This window comes from Thioclava arctica, assembly GCF_040892615.1.
GTDB lineage: Bacteria > Pseudomonadota > Alphaproteobacteria > Rhodobacterales > Rhodobacteraceae > Thioclava > Thioclava arctica.
Genome location: NZ_JBFRYC010000003.1, coordinates 102,169 through 118,487 on the forward strand (window position 1 = coordinate 102,169; position 16,319 = coordinate 118,487).

General features: G+C 58.3%; 19 protein-coding genes. 10 read left to right on the forward strand and 9 right to left on the reverse strand.

Annotated elements, in window-relative coordinates; all coding sequences use genetic code 11:
- Positions 1–66 precede the first annotated feature (66 nt).
- Positions 67–921, reverse strand: coding sequence for a CPBP family intramembrane glutamic endopeptidase (locus tag AB4874_RS06030; RefSeq protein WP_368391305.1), 855 nt, complete (start codon positions 919–921; stop codon positions 67–69).
- Between the two features lie 211 nt (positions 922–1,132).
- On the opposite strand from AB4874_RS06030, the gene AB4874_RS06035 reads away from it, so the two are divergent.
- On the forward strand, positions 1,133–1,894 hold the full coding sequence (locus AB4874_RS06035; RefSeq protein ID WP_368391306.1) for a TSUP family transporter: 762 nt from the start codon (positions 1,133–1,135) through the stop codon (positions 1,892–1,894).
- Here the strand turns inward: AB4874_RS06035 and AB4874_RS06040 are convergent.
- Positions 1,891–3,216, reverse strand: coding sequence for a FliI/YscN family ATPase (locus AB4874_RS06040; RefSeq protein WP_368391307.1), 1,326 nt, complete (start codon positions 3,214–3,216; stop codon positions 1,891–1,893). The two genes, AB4874_RS06035 and AB4874_RS06040, sit on opposite strands and share 4 nt — an antisense overlap.
- A gap of 81 nt (positions 3,217–3,297) precedes the next feature.
- On the opposite strand from AB4874_RS06040, the gene AB4874_RS06045 reads away from it, so the two are divergent.
- Genes AB4874_RS06045 through AB4874_RS06085 form a run of 9 tightly spaced genes read left to right on the forward strand, consistent with a single transcriptional unit; the run spans position 3,298 to position 7,839 of the window.
- Positions 3,298–3,684, forward strand: coding sequence for a FlgB family protein (locus tag AB4874_RS06045; RefSeq protein WP_368391308.1), 387 nt, complete (start codon positions 3,298–3,300; stop codon positions 3,682–3,684).
- A gap of 2 nt (positions 3,685–3,686) precedes the next feature.
- Positions 3,687–4,079, forward strand: coding sequence for a flagellar basal body rod protein FlgC (gene flgC, locus AB4874_RS06050; protein ID WP_295530977.1), 393 nt, complete (start codon positions 3,687–3,689; stop codon positions 4,077–4,079).
- A gap of 16 nt (positions 4,080–4,095) precedes the next feature.
- Positions 4,096–4,389 (forward strand): flagellar hook-basal body complex protein FliE, encoded by a 294-nt coding sequence (gene fliE, locus AB4874_RS06055; RefSeq protein ID WP_295530974.1) that lies wholly within the window; start codon positions 4,096–4,098, stop codon positions 4,387–4,389.
- The gene (locus AB4874_RS06060) at positions 4,389–4,655 is read left to right on the forward strand and encodes a flagellar biosynthetic protein FliQ (protein WP_295530971.1); all 267 of its coding nucleotides are present in this window, start codon (positions 4,389–4,391) and stop codon (positions 4,653–4,655) included. Before fliE ends, AB4874_RS06060 begins: the two co-directional genes overlap by 1 nt.
- Before the next feature lie 4 nt (positions 4,656–4,659).
- Complete coding sequence (locus AB4874_RS06065; RefSeq protein WP_295530969.1) at positions 4,660–5,376, forward strand: flagellar hook-basal body complex protein; 717 nt, start codon at positions 4,660–4,662, stop codon at positions 5,374–5,376.
- A 12-nt stretch (positions 5,377–5,388) separates the two neighbouring features.
- The gene (gene flgG, locus AB4874_RS06070) at positions 5,389–6,174 is read left to right on the forward strand and encodes a flagellar basal-body rod protein FlgG (RefSeq protein WP_295530965.1); all 786 of its coding nucleotides are present in this window, start codon (positions 5,389–5,391) and stop codon (positions 6,172–6,174) included.
- Positions 6,174–6,596, forward strand: coding sequence for a flagellar basal body P-ring formation chaperone FlgA (gene flgA, locus AB4874_RS06075; protein ID WP_368391309.1), 423 nt, complete (start codon positions 6,174–6,176; stop codon positions 6,594–6,596). Before flgG ends, flgA begins: the two co-directional genes overlap by 1 nt.
- 10 nt (positions 6,597–6,606) lie before the next feature.
- Complete coding sequence (flgH, locus tag AB4874_RS06080) at positions 6,607–7,332, forward strand: flagellar basal body L-ring protein FlgH (RefSeq protein ID WP_368391310.1); 726 nt, start codon at positions 6,607–6,609, stop codon at positions 7,330–7,332.
- Positions 7,333–7,341: 9 nt separating this feature from the next.
- Positions 7,342–7,839, forward strand: a complete 498-nt coding sequence (locus AB4874_RS06085; protein ID WP_368391633.1) for a flagellar basal body-associated FliL family protein — start codon at positions 7,342–7,344, stop codon at positions 7,837–7,839.
- A 43-nt stretch (positions 7,840–7,882) separates the two neighbouring features.
- On the opposite strand, the gene AB4874_RS06090 is transcribed toward AB4874_RS06085, so the two are convergent.
- The 7 genes from AB4874_RS06090 to motA all read right to left on the reverse strand — a co-directional run bounded on the left by AB4874_RS06090 (position 7,883) and on the right by motA (position 16,265).
- Complete coding sequence (locus AB4874_RS06090; protein ID WP_368391311.1) at positions 7,883–8,221, reverse strand: hypothetical protein; 339 nt, start codon at positions 8,219–8,221, stop codon at positions 7,883–7,885.
- Positions 8,218–9,303 carry an EscU/YscU/HrcU family type III secretion system export apparatus switch protein gene (locus tag AB4874_RS06095; protein ID WP_368391312.1) on the reverse strand — a complete coding sequence of 362 codons (1,086 nt, stop codon included), beginning with the start codon at positions 9,301–9,303 and terminating at the stop codon, positions 8,218–8,220. Before AB4874_RS06095 ends, AB4874_RS06090 begins: the two co-directional genes overlap by 4 nt.
- Positions 9,300–10,076, reverse strand: a complete 777-nt coding sequence (locus AB4874_RS06100) for a flagellar biosynthetic protein FliR (protein ID WP_368391313.1) — start codon at positions 10,074–10,076, stop codon at positions 9,300–9,302. Before AB4874_RS06100 ends, AB4874_RS06095 begins: the two co-directional genes overlap by 4 nt.
- Complete coding sequence (gene flhA, locus AB4874_RS06105) at positions 10,073–12,160, reverse strand: flagellar biosynthesis protein FlhA (RefSeq protein WP_368391314.1); 2,088 nt, start codon at positions 12,158–12,160, stop codon at positions 10,073–10,075. The genes AB4874_RS06100 and flhA overlap by 4 nt, the downstream gene beginning before the upstream one ends.
- Positions 12,160–12,954 carry a transglycosylase SLT domain-containing protein gene (locus tag AB4874_RS06110; RefSeq protein ID WP_368391315.1) on the reverse strand — a complete coding sequence of 265 codons (795 nt, stop codon included), beginning with the start codon at positions 12,952–12,954 and terminating at the stop codon, positions 12,160–12,162. The genes flhA and AB4874_RS06110 overlap by 1 nt, the downstream gene beginning before the upstream one ends.
- 105 nt (positions 12,955–13,059) lie before the next feature.
- Positions 13,060–15,396 carry a hypothetical protein gene (locus AB4874_RS06115; RefSeq protein WP_368391316.1) on the reverse strand — a complete coding sequence of 779 codons (2,337 nt, stop codon included), beginning with the start codon at positions 15,394–15,396 and terminating at the stop codon, positions 13,060–13,062.
- Positions 15,396–16,265 (reverse strand): flagellar motor stator protein MotA, encoded by an 870-nt coding sequence (gene motA / locus AB4874_RS06120; protein ID WP_368391317.1) that lies wholly within the window; start codon positions 16,263–16,265, stop codon positions 15,396–15,398. The genes AB4874_RS06115 and motA overlap by 1 nt, the downstream gene beginning before the upstream one ends.
- Between the last annotated feature and the right edge of the window lie 54 nt (positions 16,266–16,319).

Sequence of the window (16,319 nt, forward strand, 5' to 3'; positions counted from 1 at the left end):
GGCAGGCCCCTGAGCTGTGCTGATTTGGCATCCGCCTCAGATACGCGCAGCGCGCGGGAATTGCAATCAAACGCGCAAGATCAGCCGGATCATAAGCCAGCCGATGAAAATCATAAGCGCGTCAATCGCCAACCAAGGCGCAAGTATCGCAAAATCGCGGGCGTTGATCACAATTGTATAGAGAGCCAGCCCGTCGAGATCGCCGTAAAAACCGACGATGAACATGCTGGTGAAATTATTCACCAGGTGCAGCGCCAGTGCAGCCCCGATATTACCTGTGCGCGCGGTCAGATCGGCGGCAAAGCAGCCAAAGGCAAAGGCCCAGATCGCCAGCCAGATTGCATTTGGCCCAAAACTACCCGGATCGTAATGCAGCGCGCCAAACAGCGCCGAGGGCAGCACCATCCACATCCAGGGCGAGCGCCATCGCGCCCCCAGTTGCGCCAATAGATAGCCGCGAAACAGCACCTCTTCGGCCGTGATCTGAACCGCCAGCAACGGAAGGGCCAGACCTACCCAGCGCAGCGATGTGCCCAGCCGGGTGGAGCGCCCAACATCACCATCAAATAGCGCCAGAGTGGTGCAGAGCAGCGAGACTATCAGCAGCCAAGGCAGCACAGCCCGCAGATCGCGCAGAACGTTCGGGCCAAACAGGCTGCCTGCCGCGCGCCCATGCCACCAGCGCGCAACGAAAATCGTGCCCAAAAGGAGCGGCGCGAAGCTTGCGAGCAAAATGACCAAACCACGCGGGCTTGACCCTGTTGCGATCTCGGAGAGCAAGCCGACGAGGCGCAACGACGGCACCGATTGCGTCATGACCAGCAACAGCAACCAACCAGCGCCGACATAGATCGCGACGATCATGATCGCGCCCAGAACGGTGCGCCAGAAGGCGCTGTCATGACGTGCAGGCGCTGTCATTTGCACCAATGCCGGATATCGGGCGCTGGATATCATTGCAGATGCACGCAATCGCGGGCCGTAGCAAAACGTGCGGGATGAATGGTTGGCATGGATGGCCCCCTTTTGGTGCGATCAATTAGCGCCTGCACAAGTGTGCGCGCAACAGCGCAGGGTTTACATTCGCGCGGGCGCGGCGGAAGAAGGCCTGAATTTAGCCAAGGAATACGCGATGTTCGACCTCTCTTACGAATTGGTTGTGATGCTGATTGGCGCAGCCTTTGTCGCAGGGTTTGTTGATTCGATTGCCGGGGGTGGCGGGCTGATCACGGTTCCCGCGCTGCTGCTGGCAGGGATTTCACCGCTTCAGGCTTTGTCCACCAACAAGATCCAAGGGACATTCGGCGCGGCCACGGCGGCACTGTCTTATGCGGCCTCGGGGCGAGTCGATCTGAAGCGCCAGCTTCCGGCGGCGGCGCTGGCCTTTGTGGCGGGGCTGTGCGGTGCGTTGCTTGTCTCGGTGATCCCAACCGAGCATCTGCAAACCGCGCTGCCCTTTGTGTTGATCGCGATCGCGGTGTTTTTTGCGCTGCGTCCGGGTCTTGACGATACCGACCGGGTCGAGCGCATCCGGCCCGCCGCTTTCACCGCGTTTTTCGTGCCGGTCATCGGGTTTTATGATGGGCTGATCGGGCCGGGCACGGGGGCGTTCTTTATGATCGGTTTCGTTATGCTGGCTGGTTACGGCGTGTTGCGGGCCACAGCGCATACCAAATTGCTGAATTTCGCCTCCAATATCGGGGGCCTTGTCGGGTTCATTGCGATGGGCGCACCGCTATGGGGCCTTGGGCTCGCGATGGGTGTGGCGCAGATTGCCGGTGCGCGGCTTGGGTCTAAGCTGGCGATGCGCATTGGCGCGCGGCTGATCAAGCCGCTTCTGGTCGCGACCTCCTCATTGCTGGCGTTCAAGCTGATCTGGGACCGGTTCCTTTAGCGCCCCACTTGCGCCAGAATCCCCCCAAGCTGGGCAAAGCTGCTTGCGACACCTTCCGGTGCGGGCAAGGCGATGAACCCATCCAACTCCGCCCAGATCCGAATCGCGGCATCCACCATCGGATCAGACCCGGCCGCATATAGCCCAGCCTGAATCATCATCTCCGCCCGGTCATAGGCGCCCAGCAAGGCGCGGGCCCGCGCGATCAGCTGGTTCTCCTCAATGCTCGCAGCGTCTGGCAATGATCGCGAAACCGAGCGCAGAAGGTTGATCGCCGGGAATCGCCCACGTTCGGCGATCTCGCGTTCCAGCACGACATGGCCATCCAGCACGCCGCGCAGGATATCCGCCACCGGCTCATCCATATCCGAGCCCGCGACCAGCACCGAAAACACCGCCGTAATATCGCCCGACCCATCAATCCCTGGCCCGGCGCGTTCGCCCAGCGCCATGATCTGATACGAGGTCGAGGGCGGATAACCGCGCAAAGACGCGGGCTCGCCGCCCGCCAGCGCCACCTCGCGATGCGCCTCGGCGAAACGTGTCACCGAATCGGCGAGATACAGCGCGTGCTTGCCCTGATCGCGGAAGTATTCTGCCACCGACATCGCCGCCCACGCACAGCGCCGCCGCACGAGGGGCGATTGGTCGGAAGTGGCCGCAATGATTACCGCGCGCGCCATCCCCTCGGGGCCCAAGGTTTTTTCGACGAATTCACGCAGCTCGCGCCCGCGCTCTCCGATCAAGGCGATCACCACCACATCGGCCTGCACGCCGCGCGCAAAATTCGCCAAAAGCGAGGATTTCCCGACGCCAGAGCCAGCAAACAGCCCGATCCGCTGACCGCGCACAAGCGGCAATAGCGTGTTGAACGCTGCCATGCCGGTTTCCAAACGCGCGCCCAACCGCTTGCGCTGTGCCGCCGGCGGCGGGGCCGCGCGCAGTTCGCGTTCCTGTGCGCCGTGAACTAGGGGCCGCCCATCCAGCGCCACCCCGAACGGGTCGATGATTCGCCCGATCCAGCTGTCATGGGGTGCGATGCCGCCCTGCCCCAACAGCTCCACCTCATCACTGATCGCCACGCCATCAGCGGCACCATCGGGCAGCACCGTCACCCCGCCGCGCGAGAGCGACAACACTTCTGCGCCAATCTCGCGACCCGATTGGCAGCGAATCAACGCGCGATCCCCCAATGCGGCGCGGCGCGTCAGTCCGCTGACATCAATCGTGCCTTGGCGCACCTGCGTGACACGCCCAACCGAGTGCACCGATCCGATGGCGCGCATTTCCGCGCGCAAAAGGTCAAATCCTGCGAAAGCCATTCTGGTCTCCTCATGTTCTCTAAATGTTTTTTAAACGATTCACCCTTAAGGCTTGATTGATAGCTCGGAGGAGAAGCCCCGATGTTCGAAAAAATTGAGATCCTGCAAATGGCCAGCGCGATGGCCACCCATGCGTCCGCTCGGCAAAATGCCGTGGCGCAAAACATCGCGAATGCGGACACGCCGGGTTACGCCGCGCGTGATCTCGCGTCCTTTGAATCGCTGTATCAAAGCGAAAGCACGTCTGGCATGCGCGCCACCCGCGCCGGTCACGTCGGGGCGGATCACACCGTCAGTGCCTCGTTTGAGGCGCGCATTGACCCCGGCACGATGTCGCCAGATGGCAATTCGGTGTCTCTTGAAGATGAGATGGTCAAGGCCGTGGAAGTGAAGCGCCAGCATGATACGGCGCTCGCAATCTATCGCTCGTCGATGACGGTTCTTCGCACCTCTCTCGGGAGGGGCTGAGCATGAGTGATTTTTCCAACGCTCTCTCCCTATCAGCCTCGGGCATGAAGGCTCAGGCAATGCGCCTGCGCTATGTCTCCGAGAATATCGCGAATACCGACACGCCCGGCTTTCATCGCAAGACCACCGCGTTTCAAGAGGTGGTCGATGGCGGTGTTGAAACCGGTCGCGTGCAGCTTGGTCCCGTGCAACTGGACCAACGCGAACTGGCGCAAGTCTATGATCCTGGCCACCCGATGGCGGATGAGAACGGCTACTATGACGGCTCTAATGTCGATCTGGTGGTCGAAATTGCTGACGCGCGCGAAGCGCAACGCAGCTACGAGGCGAATCTCAAAATGTTCGATCAGGCACGGCAAATGTCGTCCTCTCTGCTCGATTTACTTCGCCGCTAGATAAGGAGACTCCAGAATGGACGTAACTACCTCTCTTGCATCGCAAAGCTATGCCAAAGCCCGTGCCGCTGCGGCCCCAAATCCGCAAGCGGGCGGGCCGGTTGGCGATGCGTTTGAACACACCGCCAATGCCTTTGCCGAAACACTGAAGGCGGGTGAAGACACTGCAAAAGCCGCAATGGCTGGCGGTGCTGATCCACATGCTTTGGTTCAGGCGCTGGCGCAGACCGAACTGGCGGTTGAGACCGCCGTTACCCTGCGCAACAAGGTCGTCGAGGCCTATCAGGAAATCCTGAGGATGCCGGTCTGATGCAGGAAGCCATTTTCTTTGACACGATGCGTCAGGGGCTGTGGATCGCCGTGATGATTGCAGCGCCGATGTTGGCGGTCGCCCTGATCGCAGGCGTCACCATCGGTCTGTTTCAGGCCCTCACCTCGGTGCAGGAAATGACGCTGACTTTCGTACCCAAGGTTGGTGCGATGCTGATCGTTTTCTGGGCCTCAATGTCGTTCATGTCCGATACGCTGGTGGATTTTTTCACCCGGTCGCTCGTGCCATTGATCGCAGGAAGCTGAACCGATGGATAACGCAATTTACGCAACACTCACGCGGCAATCCGGGCTGATGCAGGAAATGCGCACGGTGGCGAATAATATCGCTAACGCCTCGACCACCGGGTTTCGCCGCGAGGGGGTGATCTTTTCGGAATATGTCGCAGGTCTTGAGGGGGACGAACCCTCGCTTTCGATGGCCTATGCGAATGGGCGCAACATCGACCTGCAACAAGGCGGGCTGACCCAAACGGGCGGGCGTTTTGACTTTGCGATCGAGGGTGACGGGTTCTTCATGATCGAGACGCCGCAGGGCAATCAGTTGACCCGCGCGGGCAGCTTCATCCCCTCGCCCGAAGGGGAATTGCTGAGCCCTGATGGCTATCGCCTGCTTGACCCCGGCGGCACGCCCATCGCGGTGCCCAATGGGGCGCAAGATATCGCGCTCGCCTCGGACGGGACTTTATCTGCGGCGGGCGAACCGATCGCGCAGATTGGGGTGTTCCTGCCCAACGACCCGAACGGGCTAAACCATGTTGGTGGCACCCGCTTCGCAATCCCGGCAGGGGCGCAACCCGTCGAGCAAGCGACATTGCTGCAAGGCTTTCTCGAAGACTCCAATGTCAATCCGGTCTCGGAAATCTCTCGGATGATCGAGGTGCAGCGCGCCTATGAGCTGGGCCAAAAATTCCTCGACCGTGAGGACGAACGTATTCGTGGCGTCATTTCGACGCTCGCAAGATAACAGGAGAGAGCCATGCGTGCCCTTCAAATCGCCGCCTCCGGTATGAGTGCGCAGCAAATGCGCGTCGAGGTGATCTCGAACAACCTCGCGAACATGTCCACCACCGGCTACAATCCGCGCCGCGCCGAGTTTGCCGATCTGCACTATCAACAAATGACGCGCCCCGGCACAATCAACGCAACCGATGGCACGCAAATTCCTGCTGGCGTGCAGCTGGGCCTTGGCGTGCGCCCGACCGCCGTGACCGTGAACCTCTCGCAAGGCTCGCTTTCAGCGACCGGGGGCGATCTGGATTTGGCGATTGACGGTGCGGGATATCTTGAGGTGACGCTGCCCTCCGGCATTTCGGCCTATACTCGCGATGGCGGGCTCAAACGGTCTGCGGACGGTCAGGTTGTGACATCCGATGGCTTTCCTGTCGTGCCCAGTGTCACCATCCCCGAAGATGCCCGCGCCATTGCGATCAATGCCGATGGCGAGATTTATGCCTATTTCACCGATCAGGTTCAGCCCCAGCTTTTGGGGCAATTCACCTTGGCCAATTTCACCAATGACAAGGGACTCGAGGCGATAGGCTCGAACCTGTTTCGCGAGACTGGCGCATCCGGCCCACCCAATGTGAACACCCCCGGCCAAGACAGTCTTGGCACACTGCGCCAAGGTTATCTTGAAGAAAGCTCCGTCGATCCGGTGCGCGAAATCACCGAACTGATCAAGGCGCAGCGCGGCTATGAGCTGAACGCCAAAGTCATCACCGCCGCCGATCAGATGCTTGGCGCAACGACGCAGGTGCGCTGATGAAACGAGCGTTGATCCTTGCCACGCTGCTTATGGCACCACTGCCCGCACTGGCAGATTACCTTGTGGCAACGCGCACAATCCGGGCGAAATCAGTGCTGACGCCCGACGATCTGGCACTGAATCCGGGCGATATGCCCGGCGCGATCGCGTCGCCTGCCGATGCCGTCGGTCTGGAAACCCGTGCGACACTTTACGCCGGACGGCCGATCAGCAGCAACGATCTGGGCGCCCCCGCAATCGTCGAGCGCAACCAATTTCTGCCATTGGTCTATCGCAACGCAGGCTTGGAAATTCGCGTTGAGGGTCGCGCGTTGGACCGCGCCGGCGTCGGGGACACGATCCGGGTCATGAATGCAAGTTCCAGAACCACCGTGAATGCGCGGCTTGCCGCGGATGGTGCCGCCTATGTCATGCAATGAAGGACCCGTCATGAAATCTCCCGCCCTGCTCTTCCTGATGATCGCGCTCACCGCTTGTGGACGTCTTGAAGACGTCGGCAAAGCCCCCGGGTTTACGCCTGTCGAAAGCGGCAATGAATTCTTTGCAATGTCGAGCGTGCCGATGCCGGAAACAACCTCCAAGCGCCAACCCACAAAAGAGGCATCCCTGTGGTCTGGCGCGCGCAATTCGTTGCTGGGGGATCGGCGCGCCGCACAGCGTGGCGACATTCTCACTGTGGTCATCGAGATCAACGACAAAGCCGAGATTTCCAATTCCACCGGGCGCTCGCGCTCTGGTTCCGAGAGCATGGGAATCCCTTCTCTGCTGGGCATTCCGCAACGCCTCGATCAGCGCCTGCCCGAAGGGGCCTCGATGGCCGATGCGATTTCGACCAATTCGAATTCGGCCTTTCAGGGCGATGGCTCTGTGTCGCGCAATGAAAAACTGACCCTGCGCGTCGCAGCCACCATCATCGAAACGCTTCCCAACAGCGTGCTGCGCATTCAAGGCAGCCAGGAGGTCCGGGTGAATTTCGAGGTGCGCGAGCTGATCGTGAGTGGCTTCGTGCGCCCCGAGGATGTGAGCCGCCAGAACGAAATCACCTATGACAAGATCGCAGGCGCGCGCATTTCCTATGGCGGTCGGGGGCAAATCACGGATGTGCAGCAGCCCCGCATCGGCCAGCAAGTCGCCGATATTCTCCTGCCGTTCTGAGGTGACATGATGCTTGGTAAAATACTGCCCATTCTTCTTGCCCTGATCGGGCTGGGCGCAGGCGGCGGCGCTGGATATTTCCTGCGCCCGCCGCCGCCAGATCCAACCGCGATGGCCGAATGCGCGCCGATTCCGCAAGATCACACCAGCACCGATTCAGAGCATGCCGCTGAGGAGGTACCGACCACGGAATTCGTCAAACTGAACAATCAGTTCATCGTGCCGGTTGTTGAAGGTGGCCTTGTCCATTCGTTGGTGATCATGTCGCTCAGCATCGAGGTCAAGGTCGGCGCAACCGAAAAGGTCTATCGCGCCGAACCGAAGCTGCGCGACGCCTTTTTGCAGGTTCTGTTTGATCATGCCAATACCGGCGGGTTCGCAGGCGAGTTCACCAGCTCGGCCAATATGGACCGGCTGCGCACCGCACTTGGTGAAACTGCGCGCAATGTTCTGGGCGATTATGTGGTCGGCGTGCTTGTTTCGGATATCGTGCGCCAAGACACCTAACGCATCTTTGAAACGCTGAGAACGGGGTCGCGATACGCGGCCCCTAAACTTTGCGCGTAAGCTTTTGCAAAACGGAATGACGCCCTACGGCCCGCGCCGCCATTGCGCGCGCCTGATCAATCTCGGGTGTGAGTTCCGCAATCTGCGCATCCAATTCATCCCTGCGTTGATGCGCAAAGCTCTCAAAACGCCCCTCCATAATCGCGTTTGCGGGGCTTTCAGTTGCAAAGCTATGCGCAGATCGGCGCGCTTTCTGCAGATCAGCCACCTGAGCTTCAATCTGGCGTTGGCGTTGACCCAAGGCGCTCAGTTTGGCCAGTTCCAACTCGCGCTGCATCTTTGCCAAAGCGGTCAGACGCAGCAATTGCTTGTGGCGATTCATTTCATCCCCCGAGCACGGGCACGCTGGCGCATCTTTTCAGCGAACCGGATCGCAGCAGCGACGGGTTTGTAATGTTCGGGACGGATCTCATCGCCGACCTCGATCGTTGCGTAAATTGCGCGCGCCGTGGGCGGATCTGAATGGATGGGCACCGCATTTTCCGCCGCAATTTCACGAATGCGCGCGGCAATTTCGTCGACGCCTTTGGTCAAACAGGTCGGGGCCCGACCACTTGCGCGGTCCCATTTCAACGCAACCGCATAATGGGTCGGGTTAACGATGATGACATCGGCATCTGCGGCATTGGCCACCGATTGCCCCATTGCGATCTCATAGCCGCGTTGGCGGCGCTGCCCCTTGAGATGAGGATCGCCTTCGGATTGCTTCATCTCGTCCGTCAGCTCCTTGCGGCTCATCCGGTTGCGGCGCAGGAATTCCGCGCGCTGCCATAGATAATCCAGTGCCCCCATGATCGCGGCAATAGCAGTAACCAAGGCAAGAAACTCGACGATCATTTCCAAAAGGGCACTGGTGGCCTGTCCCGGAGATACGCGCTGCCCCGTCAGAATGACGTCGAATTTCGCCCGTAGATAGAACCCAAGAACGACCGAGATCACCAACAGTTTGACCGCGCTTTTGAAAAACTCGAACAACCCGTTGCGCCCGAATTTCTGCACAGCATTGGCCATCGGATTGATCCGGCTCAGCTTAAACTGCAGCTTTTCGGGTGCCACGACGATCGCGCGTTGCGCCCAATAGGCGATCAACGCCGCAATCATCGTGGCCAGCAGGAAAGGCGCGACGGGCGCAAGCACCGAAAACACCGCTCCCATGCCAAGCGCGGTTCCACCTTCGAAAATATCGCGCGACAAAGTATCTGCTTGTTCGAGCATGACCATGGCACGCGTCCCGAACTGGCGCAGACTGACAGCACCCAACGCCAGGATCGCCAGCAAAAACCCACCATAGACCGCCGCCACAGCAATTTCAGAGGAGCGCACCAGATCACCCTTGCGCCGGGCCTCGTTCAGCTTGTGCTCGGTTGGCTCATATTCCTTTTCGCCAGCGTCTTCCTCACTCATGGAGACACCGTGAACGGGTTGAGCAGGAAATCGACCACCGCTTCGCGCCAGATGAGGATACCGCTTGGCAAGGCGATGGCCAGCAGGATCAACCCGCCTGCCGTCAGCGCCGGCGCACCGACAAAGGCCACCATCAACTGCGGCATCGCCCGGTTGATCGCGCCCAGTGCCACGTTGTAAATCAGCCCAGTCATCACGAAGGGGGCCGCGATCATGAAGGCCAGCGAGAACGCCCGCGCAATCCCGGCCAAACCCCAGTCATGAAAGGATTGCGCATCAGGAATCGTCCCGACCGGCATCACGCGGTATGAACCGAGTATGAATTCCGCCAGGTGCACGTGAAACCCCATCTGCATCAACAAAGCGATCCCCGCGACCACCATCAGATTGCCGATGGCGGGTTGAGGCTCACCGCCCATGCCACCCAGAAGTTGCGACAGAGACGTGGCTTGCGCCGCTATTGTGCCCGCCACCTGCAGCGCGAAAATGAACGCGCGCAAACCAAGGCCCAGAAAGACCCCGGTGACGATCTCGAATAGCATCCAGAAGGGCACCCCGGAACGCGCGCGCAATGGCGCCAGATCGCTCGAGAGTGCCGGGATCAGCAAGATGGTAAAACCAAGCGCGACCACCGTTTTGATCCGCGCAGGCAATGTTGATTCCCCAAAACCTGGCGCAAGCGCCACCAAGCCGCCCACCCGCAACAACACGACAAATCCAAGGAAGAGGGCCTCTTGGCTTGCCTGCAGCAACTGGGAGAGCAACTCATTCATGCTGAGACCAGTCCGACCATGGCGGGGCGCGCCTCAAACCCGATTTCTTCGAAACTCAAAACCGGTGCGGAGATGCCTTTGGCGCTGAGAACTGTATGCAAAAATCGCCGCCGCCGCCCCGATGTTACCAATGCGGGAAACACGCCCGTTTGACCGGCGGCCGCGACTCGCTCGGCGATATTTGAAGCGAGGCGGTTGAATTTTTCCGGCGGCAACGCGACATCACCCGCGCCACGTTCGGTACCGAAAGTGTAGCTGCCAAAGGTCTCTTCCCATTCCGGCGCTAGCTGAATGAGCGGAATCGTCCCATCAGCGCGACGCAGTTCGGCTACCAACTGGAACCCCAAGCGCTGGCGCACATGCTCGCAGATCGCTTCGGGGGATTGCAGATTGCGCACTTCCGCCACGGCCTCGGTGATCAGCAGCAAATTGCGAATCGAGACCCGCTCTTCGAGCAGCAAACGCAGCACCGCAAGCAGCATATCGATCGATACTTTTTCGGGAATCATCTCGTCCAGAACCCGGCGATTGGCGTCGGCGCGCGCTGGATCAGACAGGTTCACCACCTCATCAAGCAAACGCCGCAACGCGCGCAGGGTCATCAGCCGCGAGAAATTTGCCTTGATCACCTCAAGCAAGTGGGTTGCCAACACTTCGGTCGGGCTGACCACGGTAGACCCGGCAAGCGCCGCATCCTCTTGCGCATTGACCGACACCCAGCGCGCGGGGGCATTGAACACGGGTTCGCGCACCTCGGGGCCTTCGGGCAGGGCCTCACGATTATCCGCAATCAGCGCCAAAACGCGGTCGGGATAAAGACGGTCACTGGCCTGTTCGACCCCTTGAATGCGAATGCGATAACAGCCCGGTCCCAGACTTGCGTCATCGGTGAGCCGAATTTCAGGCAGGATAAGCCCAAAATTCGCCGCCACATGATTGCGCATATTTGAAATACGCGCATCCAATCCGGTTGCCGGATCAAGCGCCATACTAACCAAATCAGGGGAGAATTCGACATGAATGTCATCAACATCAAGGACGTCCCCCAATGATTTTCGTTGGGTCTTTTCTTCGGGTGCGGGCATTTTCATTGCTTCACGCCGCAGCCGCGCCTTTTCGGCCCGCGTGAGCATATAGGCCGTTCCGCCCAAAATCACTGCGCCCAACATGAAGGGGACAAAGGGCAGGCCCGGGACCAAGCCGAACAACGCCATCAAGACAGCCACAGTCGCCAATGCAGGCGGGTATTTTCCCAACTGGCGGAACATCTCGAGATCGGTGGAGCCTTTGGAGCCCGTGCGCGACAACAAAATCGCTGAAGCGATGGAAATGATCACGGCCGGAATCTGGCTGACCAACCCATCGCCTACGGTCAAAATCGTATAGGTCTCAAGCGCGCGCGCAAGCGGCATACCATGCACCGCTGTGCCGATAATCAGCCCGACGACCAAGTTCAGCATGGTAATCAGCAACCCTGCGACCGCATCGCCTTTGACGAATTTCGACGCACCATCAAGCGACCCGAAAAACGTGGTCTCCGCTTGTTCGCGTTCTCGCCGCTCACGTGCCTCAGCATGATCAATTGCGCCAGCATTCATGTCGCTGTCGATTGCCAACTGCTTGCCCGGCATCGCATCAAGCGCAAACCGCGCACCCACTTCTGCCATTCGGCCAGCGCCTTTGGTGATCACGATGAAGTTCACGATCAGGATCACACAAAACACGACAAGCCCGATCAGAACCGAGCCGCTCATGATGAAATTGGCGAACCCCTCAATCACTTCTCCCGCCGCACCGGTGCCAGTATGGCCCTGACCGATGATCAGTTTCGTCGAGGTGACGTTAAGCGAGAGGCGCAGCATCAGCGAACCCAGTAAAATCGTGGGAAAAGCTGAAAAATCAAGCGGGCGCTCGATGAAAAGGGTGACGGTGAAGATTAGGATCGCAAGCGCAAAAGACGTTGCCAGCCCGACATCCAGCACCCAGGAAGGCACCGGCAAGATCATCATCACAATGATCGCCATCAAGACGAGCGCCAACATGATAGTAGGCTGGAAAATCCGTGAGAGAAGCGGCGCAGCCATTAGAGGCCCTCACGTTTTGCAAGTGCATTGGCAAACAAGGACGCGCCTGCAGCGCGGCCTAAGGACGGGGCCCCTGTTTCTTTTCGGATCAGCAAAGGATACGTGTTTTCGCGCGTTTGTTGGCGCCGGTTTTCTTGCTGTGCCAAAACGATATCTGGAATATCGGGAATCTGCGAATTTCGTGTATCGAGCGGCTTCGCAGACCGTTGCGCCCCAACCAGATCCGCAGGGTCTGACGGAGCACCATCCTCATGCAGGAATTTCTTTCGGATCGAAGAAAAGCGGGTCGAGTAGCTGTCGGCATATTTCTTTGTCCGCGAATGAAACGCCCCGGCCGCCTTTTTCCAATCGCCCATTTCCGAGTAGAGGTCGCTCAAAAACTGCGCTGCGTAGCGGCCGTTTGCCAGCGGATCAAACATCTCTTCGATCGATGAGAAATGCTCTCCATGCCATTTATAGTTGATCTGAAAACAGCCGACATCGAAACTGCGTGCGCCACGTTTGAACTCTTTGAACACATAGGCCAGCGCTGCGTCGCGCGTCTCAAACCAATGACCCGCACCCTCCATGTTCACCGTCCATGGCCACGGGCGAAAGGCTCCGTTGCGTTTGCGACCGGTCTCGTTCAGGGAGATTGCCTTGAGCACAGAAACCGGCACGCCGCTTTCACGCGAAACTTGTTCTGCCGCGGCTTCACAGATAGCGGCAAGATCAAGTGTGCTTGCACGCAAAGCGTGCCCGTTTCCAAGACAGAGCAGGGCAGACAAAGACAGAAGACGGAGTGTTCCGAGCATTGGGTTTTCCCTTCGCGAAGCAATTCTTGCTTTCCAAACTGCTAAGGGAAAAGTCTTGATATTCCGTTTTCGTTCTCCAAATCATCAGGCGAAAACAATCCGCATTCAATTCGTTGGAACAGCTTCGCTCTGGACGGGTTTTTGCGCAGTATTTGCATCTGTAACAGCAAAACTGCCGAGCAATTTCTCAAATATCTCGCGTTCTTTTTGGCTCGCGGCAATCAACTCCTCCGCTTGAGAAAGCGGGCCGCTCGGCTCCGGCCTGGTGGCAGTCGTGCGAGACGCTGGCGCAAATGTATTGGCAAAATCGCGTTCAGTGCCATCTGCATTTTCACGCACGAAATCCCAATTGCCACCACGCCACGCCTCGCGAATCGCATCTTTGGGCTCATTGGCTTTAGAATAGGCCTTTTGCGCAGATCCATGTTCGCCAATTAATGCAAGCGCCTGGGCACGCAAAGCCTCAACCTCGGGTCCAGAAATACCTGCAAAATGTGTCAGAGCGGCCGCCGCGTCTTGCGATGCCAAGGCCGCTTTGCCCAAAAGCAAACGGTCCTGCTCATTCGGTGATTTTGCTTGCGCCAAAAACTGCTTTGCAGTGCTCGCGAAGCCCAGGTTGATCAAGCGATCAGCCAAACCGAAACGCAAATCGGCCTGCATCGCAGAGCGCTGCACAATTTCCATATGGGCAAACAGAGCACGCAAAAATTTACCATCATCGGGAACCTTGACGAGCAACCTCACCATCTCATCGCGGGTGTTCATCCTAAGCTCAGCCTCAGCTTGAACTGGCCAGCCTGCAAGCAGATCAACAGCTGCGTCAAATTCGCCGACAGAAGCGTGGCCAAGTGTCGCCGCACGCAACAAACGATAAGACAACGGCGTGCCCCTGAGTTCAAATGCCAAGGCGCGCGCATTTTGCGTGGTTTTTGACTCGATCGCCTGTCCGCGGCTCAACTTGTCGTCGATCAAAAGCAACAAGGCCTGCGCCGCATGCGGCCCATCCTGCGCAACGACATCAGCCAAGGAATGATCCGCATCAGCGCCACCTTTCTCAAGTATCAGTTGCGCATCTACCATATGCAAAGCGCTACGATCTTGTTCGGTAATGCGCGAAAGAGCCGGACGGATCGCACGCGCTATGTCGGGAGCGCCAAGTGCAATCAATCGCGCCACCAGATCTGGGCCAATCGTCTGGCGCAATTGCGGCGACAAACCCTGATAGCTCCGTCGCACCGCCGCGAAATTCACATCCTCTTTTGGCGGTAGCGGATCAGCACCCAGCAACGCCCAAGCAGCTACATTCCCATCACATCCCGTCATTTGCGCAAAAGGAGATTGATGTGCGTCTGGCAGCTCATCGAACAAATCGGCAAGATAGAAAAGGGCATCCCGCGCCTCTCCGGGCGCGCCCATATCGTTTAAAAGCATGCGTGATTCAGCCCCGAACCCAAATGCGAGATAGGTGCGCGCGAGCTTGATGACCTCGTCTTGATTGGGCTTGTCGAATTCCCCCATCACAGCCCGGCGGCCTTTCCCGATTTGATCACTCGCATCTCCATCCCCAATCCACCCACCCAAATCGAACAGGGAATCCGACGCGCAGCGTAGACCGCTTTCCGTAGGATCCGTAGCGGAGCGTGCCGAGTGGTTTGCCTGATCAATCGAAGTTTTCGACTTAAACGCTATTTGATCAGTCGGTTTATGGGCCGAAGCGGATTGCTCGGGCGTTACCTCGGGGGCGGCATCAACCATCCCCTGTTCTTTTGGCACCGCAGGTTTGTGCAGCTTCGCTGTATCAACTTCGACCAAACCCTGTGCTGCGGCGCGCGAAAGTTCTTGACGCAAACGCTCCTCTACCGCGCTAACACGCTCGTCGACTTGTTCGATCTGAGGCACAGAAAGCGGGGCCTCTGCTAAAACTGGCTCGTTGGGCGTATGATCTTGCTCTTCTGGTGCGCTTATCGGTGGCGTGTCTATCAGCCCCTGCCAATACAGGTCGAGATGTGCGGCACCGATGGGAACGGGTTGAAGATTGCGGCTGGTGGATGTCACAGCGTGCGGCGCAACTGTTTCCTCGACAGCCTGCGCGGGTGCATCGTAAAAATCCAGAACGAGCCCCCCCAGGCGAAGGGGGAATGAGCGGATTTTGACTCCTTCGGTCGTGGTGAAAAGCAAACCACTGACCTTTGCGTCGTCCTTGATCTCAACAACCCGGCTGCGCGGGATCAAACGAAATACATCCTCAATCTGAAATTGCGCCTCATCTACATCGGTCTCAAGGCGATAACCTTCAGCGGTTGGGTCCAACGTCCAATCTGCCTCTTTCGGCAACATGATGACGAGTCGCGAAAAATCGGCGTGCTCTCCCGAACGCACGGCAATCGGCATTGCCTGAGCAGACAAAGCCATACAGCAGAATATCAGCGCCAGACGCAGCATCACGCCGCCTCCGATTTCACTGTCTTGAGCGCCTCTTCGAGATCAGAGAAGCTAGGACGGATGTGATGCGGAGTATTCTGGCGCCCCACCTCAATGCAGATATTGGTGGCATGGTTGTGCAGGTTCGCCACCAACACCTCGCGGATCAGTTTGTAGAAATGGCTGTCTTCATCAATCACTGATTTCATCCGGGTCGCGAAAGGCCCGATGAAACCATAGGCCATGAACACACCCAAAAATGTCCCGACGAGCGCGCCGCCAATCATCTTGCCCAGAATCTCGGGCGGCTGGTCAATTGACGCCATCGTCTTGATTACGCCCAACACAGCGGCCACAATTCCCAATGCTGGCATCGCATCTGCGACTGTTTGCATCGCATGACTTGAGTGCATCGCATGATGATAATTCGCCTCCAACTGCTTATCGAGAACCTCCTCGACCTGATTGGGGTCGTCATAATTCATCGACGCAGAACGCAAGGTGTCACAAATGATTTCGATCGCCTCGTGATCGTGCAGAATCTTGGGATATTTGCCAAAGATCGACGAGTTTTCCGGGTCTTCAATATGTTCTTCGATCGCGACCGGGTTTTGGCGCGCCAAGCGGATCAATTCGAACAGAAGACACAGCAAGTCGCGATAATCTAAGGGTTTCCATTTTGGGCCCTTAAAGACTTTGCCGATATCCTTGAGCGTGTGTTTGATCGCAGCCAAATCATTGGACAGCACGAATGCCCCAACCGCTGCGCCACCGATCATGATCATCTCGAAAGGCAAAGATTTGAGGATAATCCCCATCTTGCCCCCGGCCGCGACGTAGCCGCCAAAGACCATCGCAAAGATGATAACGATACCGATGATGCCGACCATAAGAGACACTCCAACAACTGCGCCGAAAGCATTGCAGAATAGGATTAAGAAATG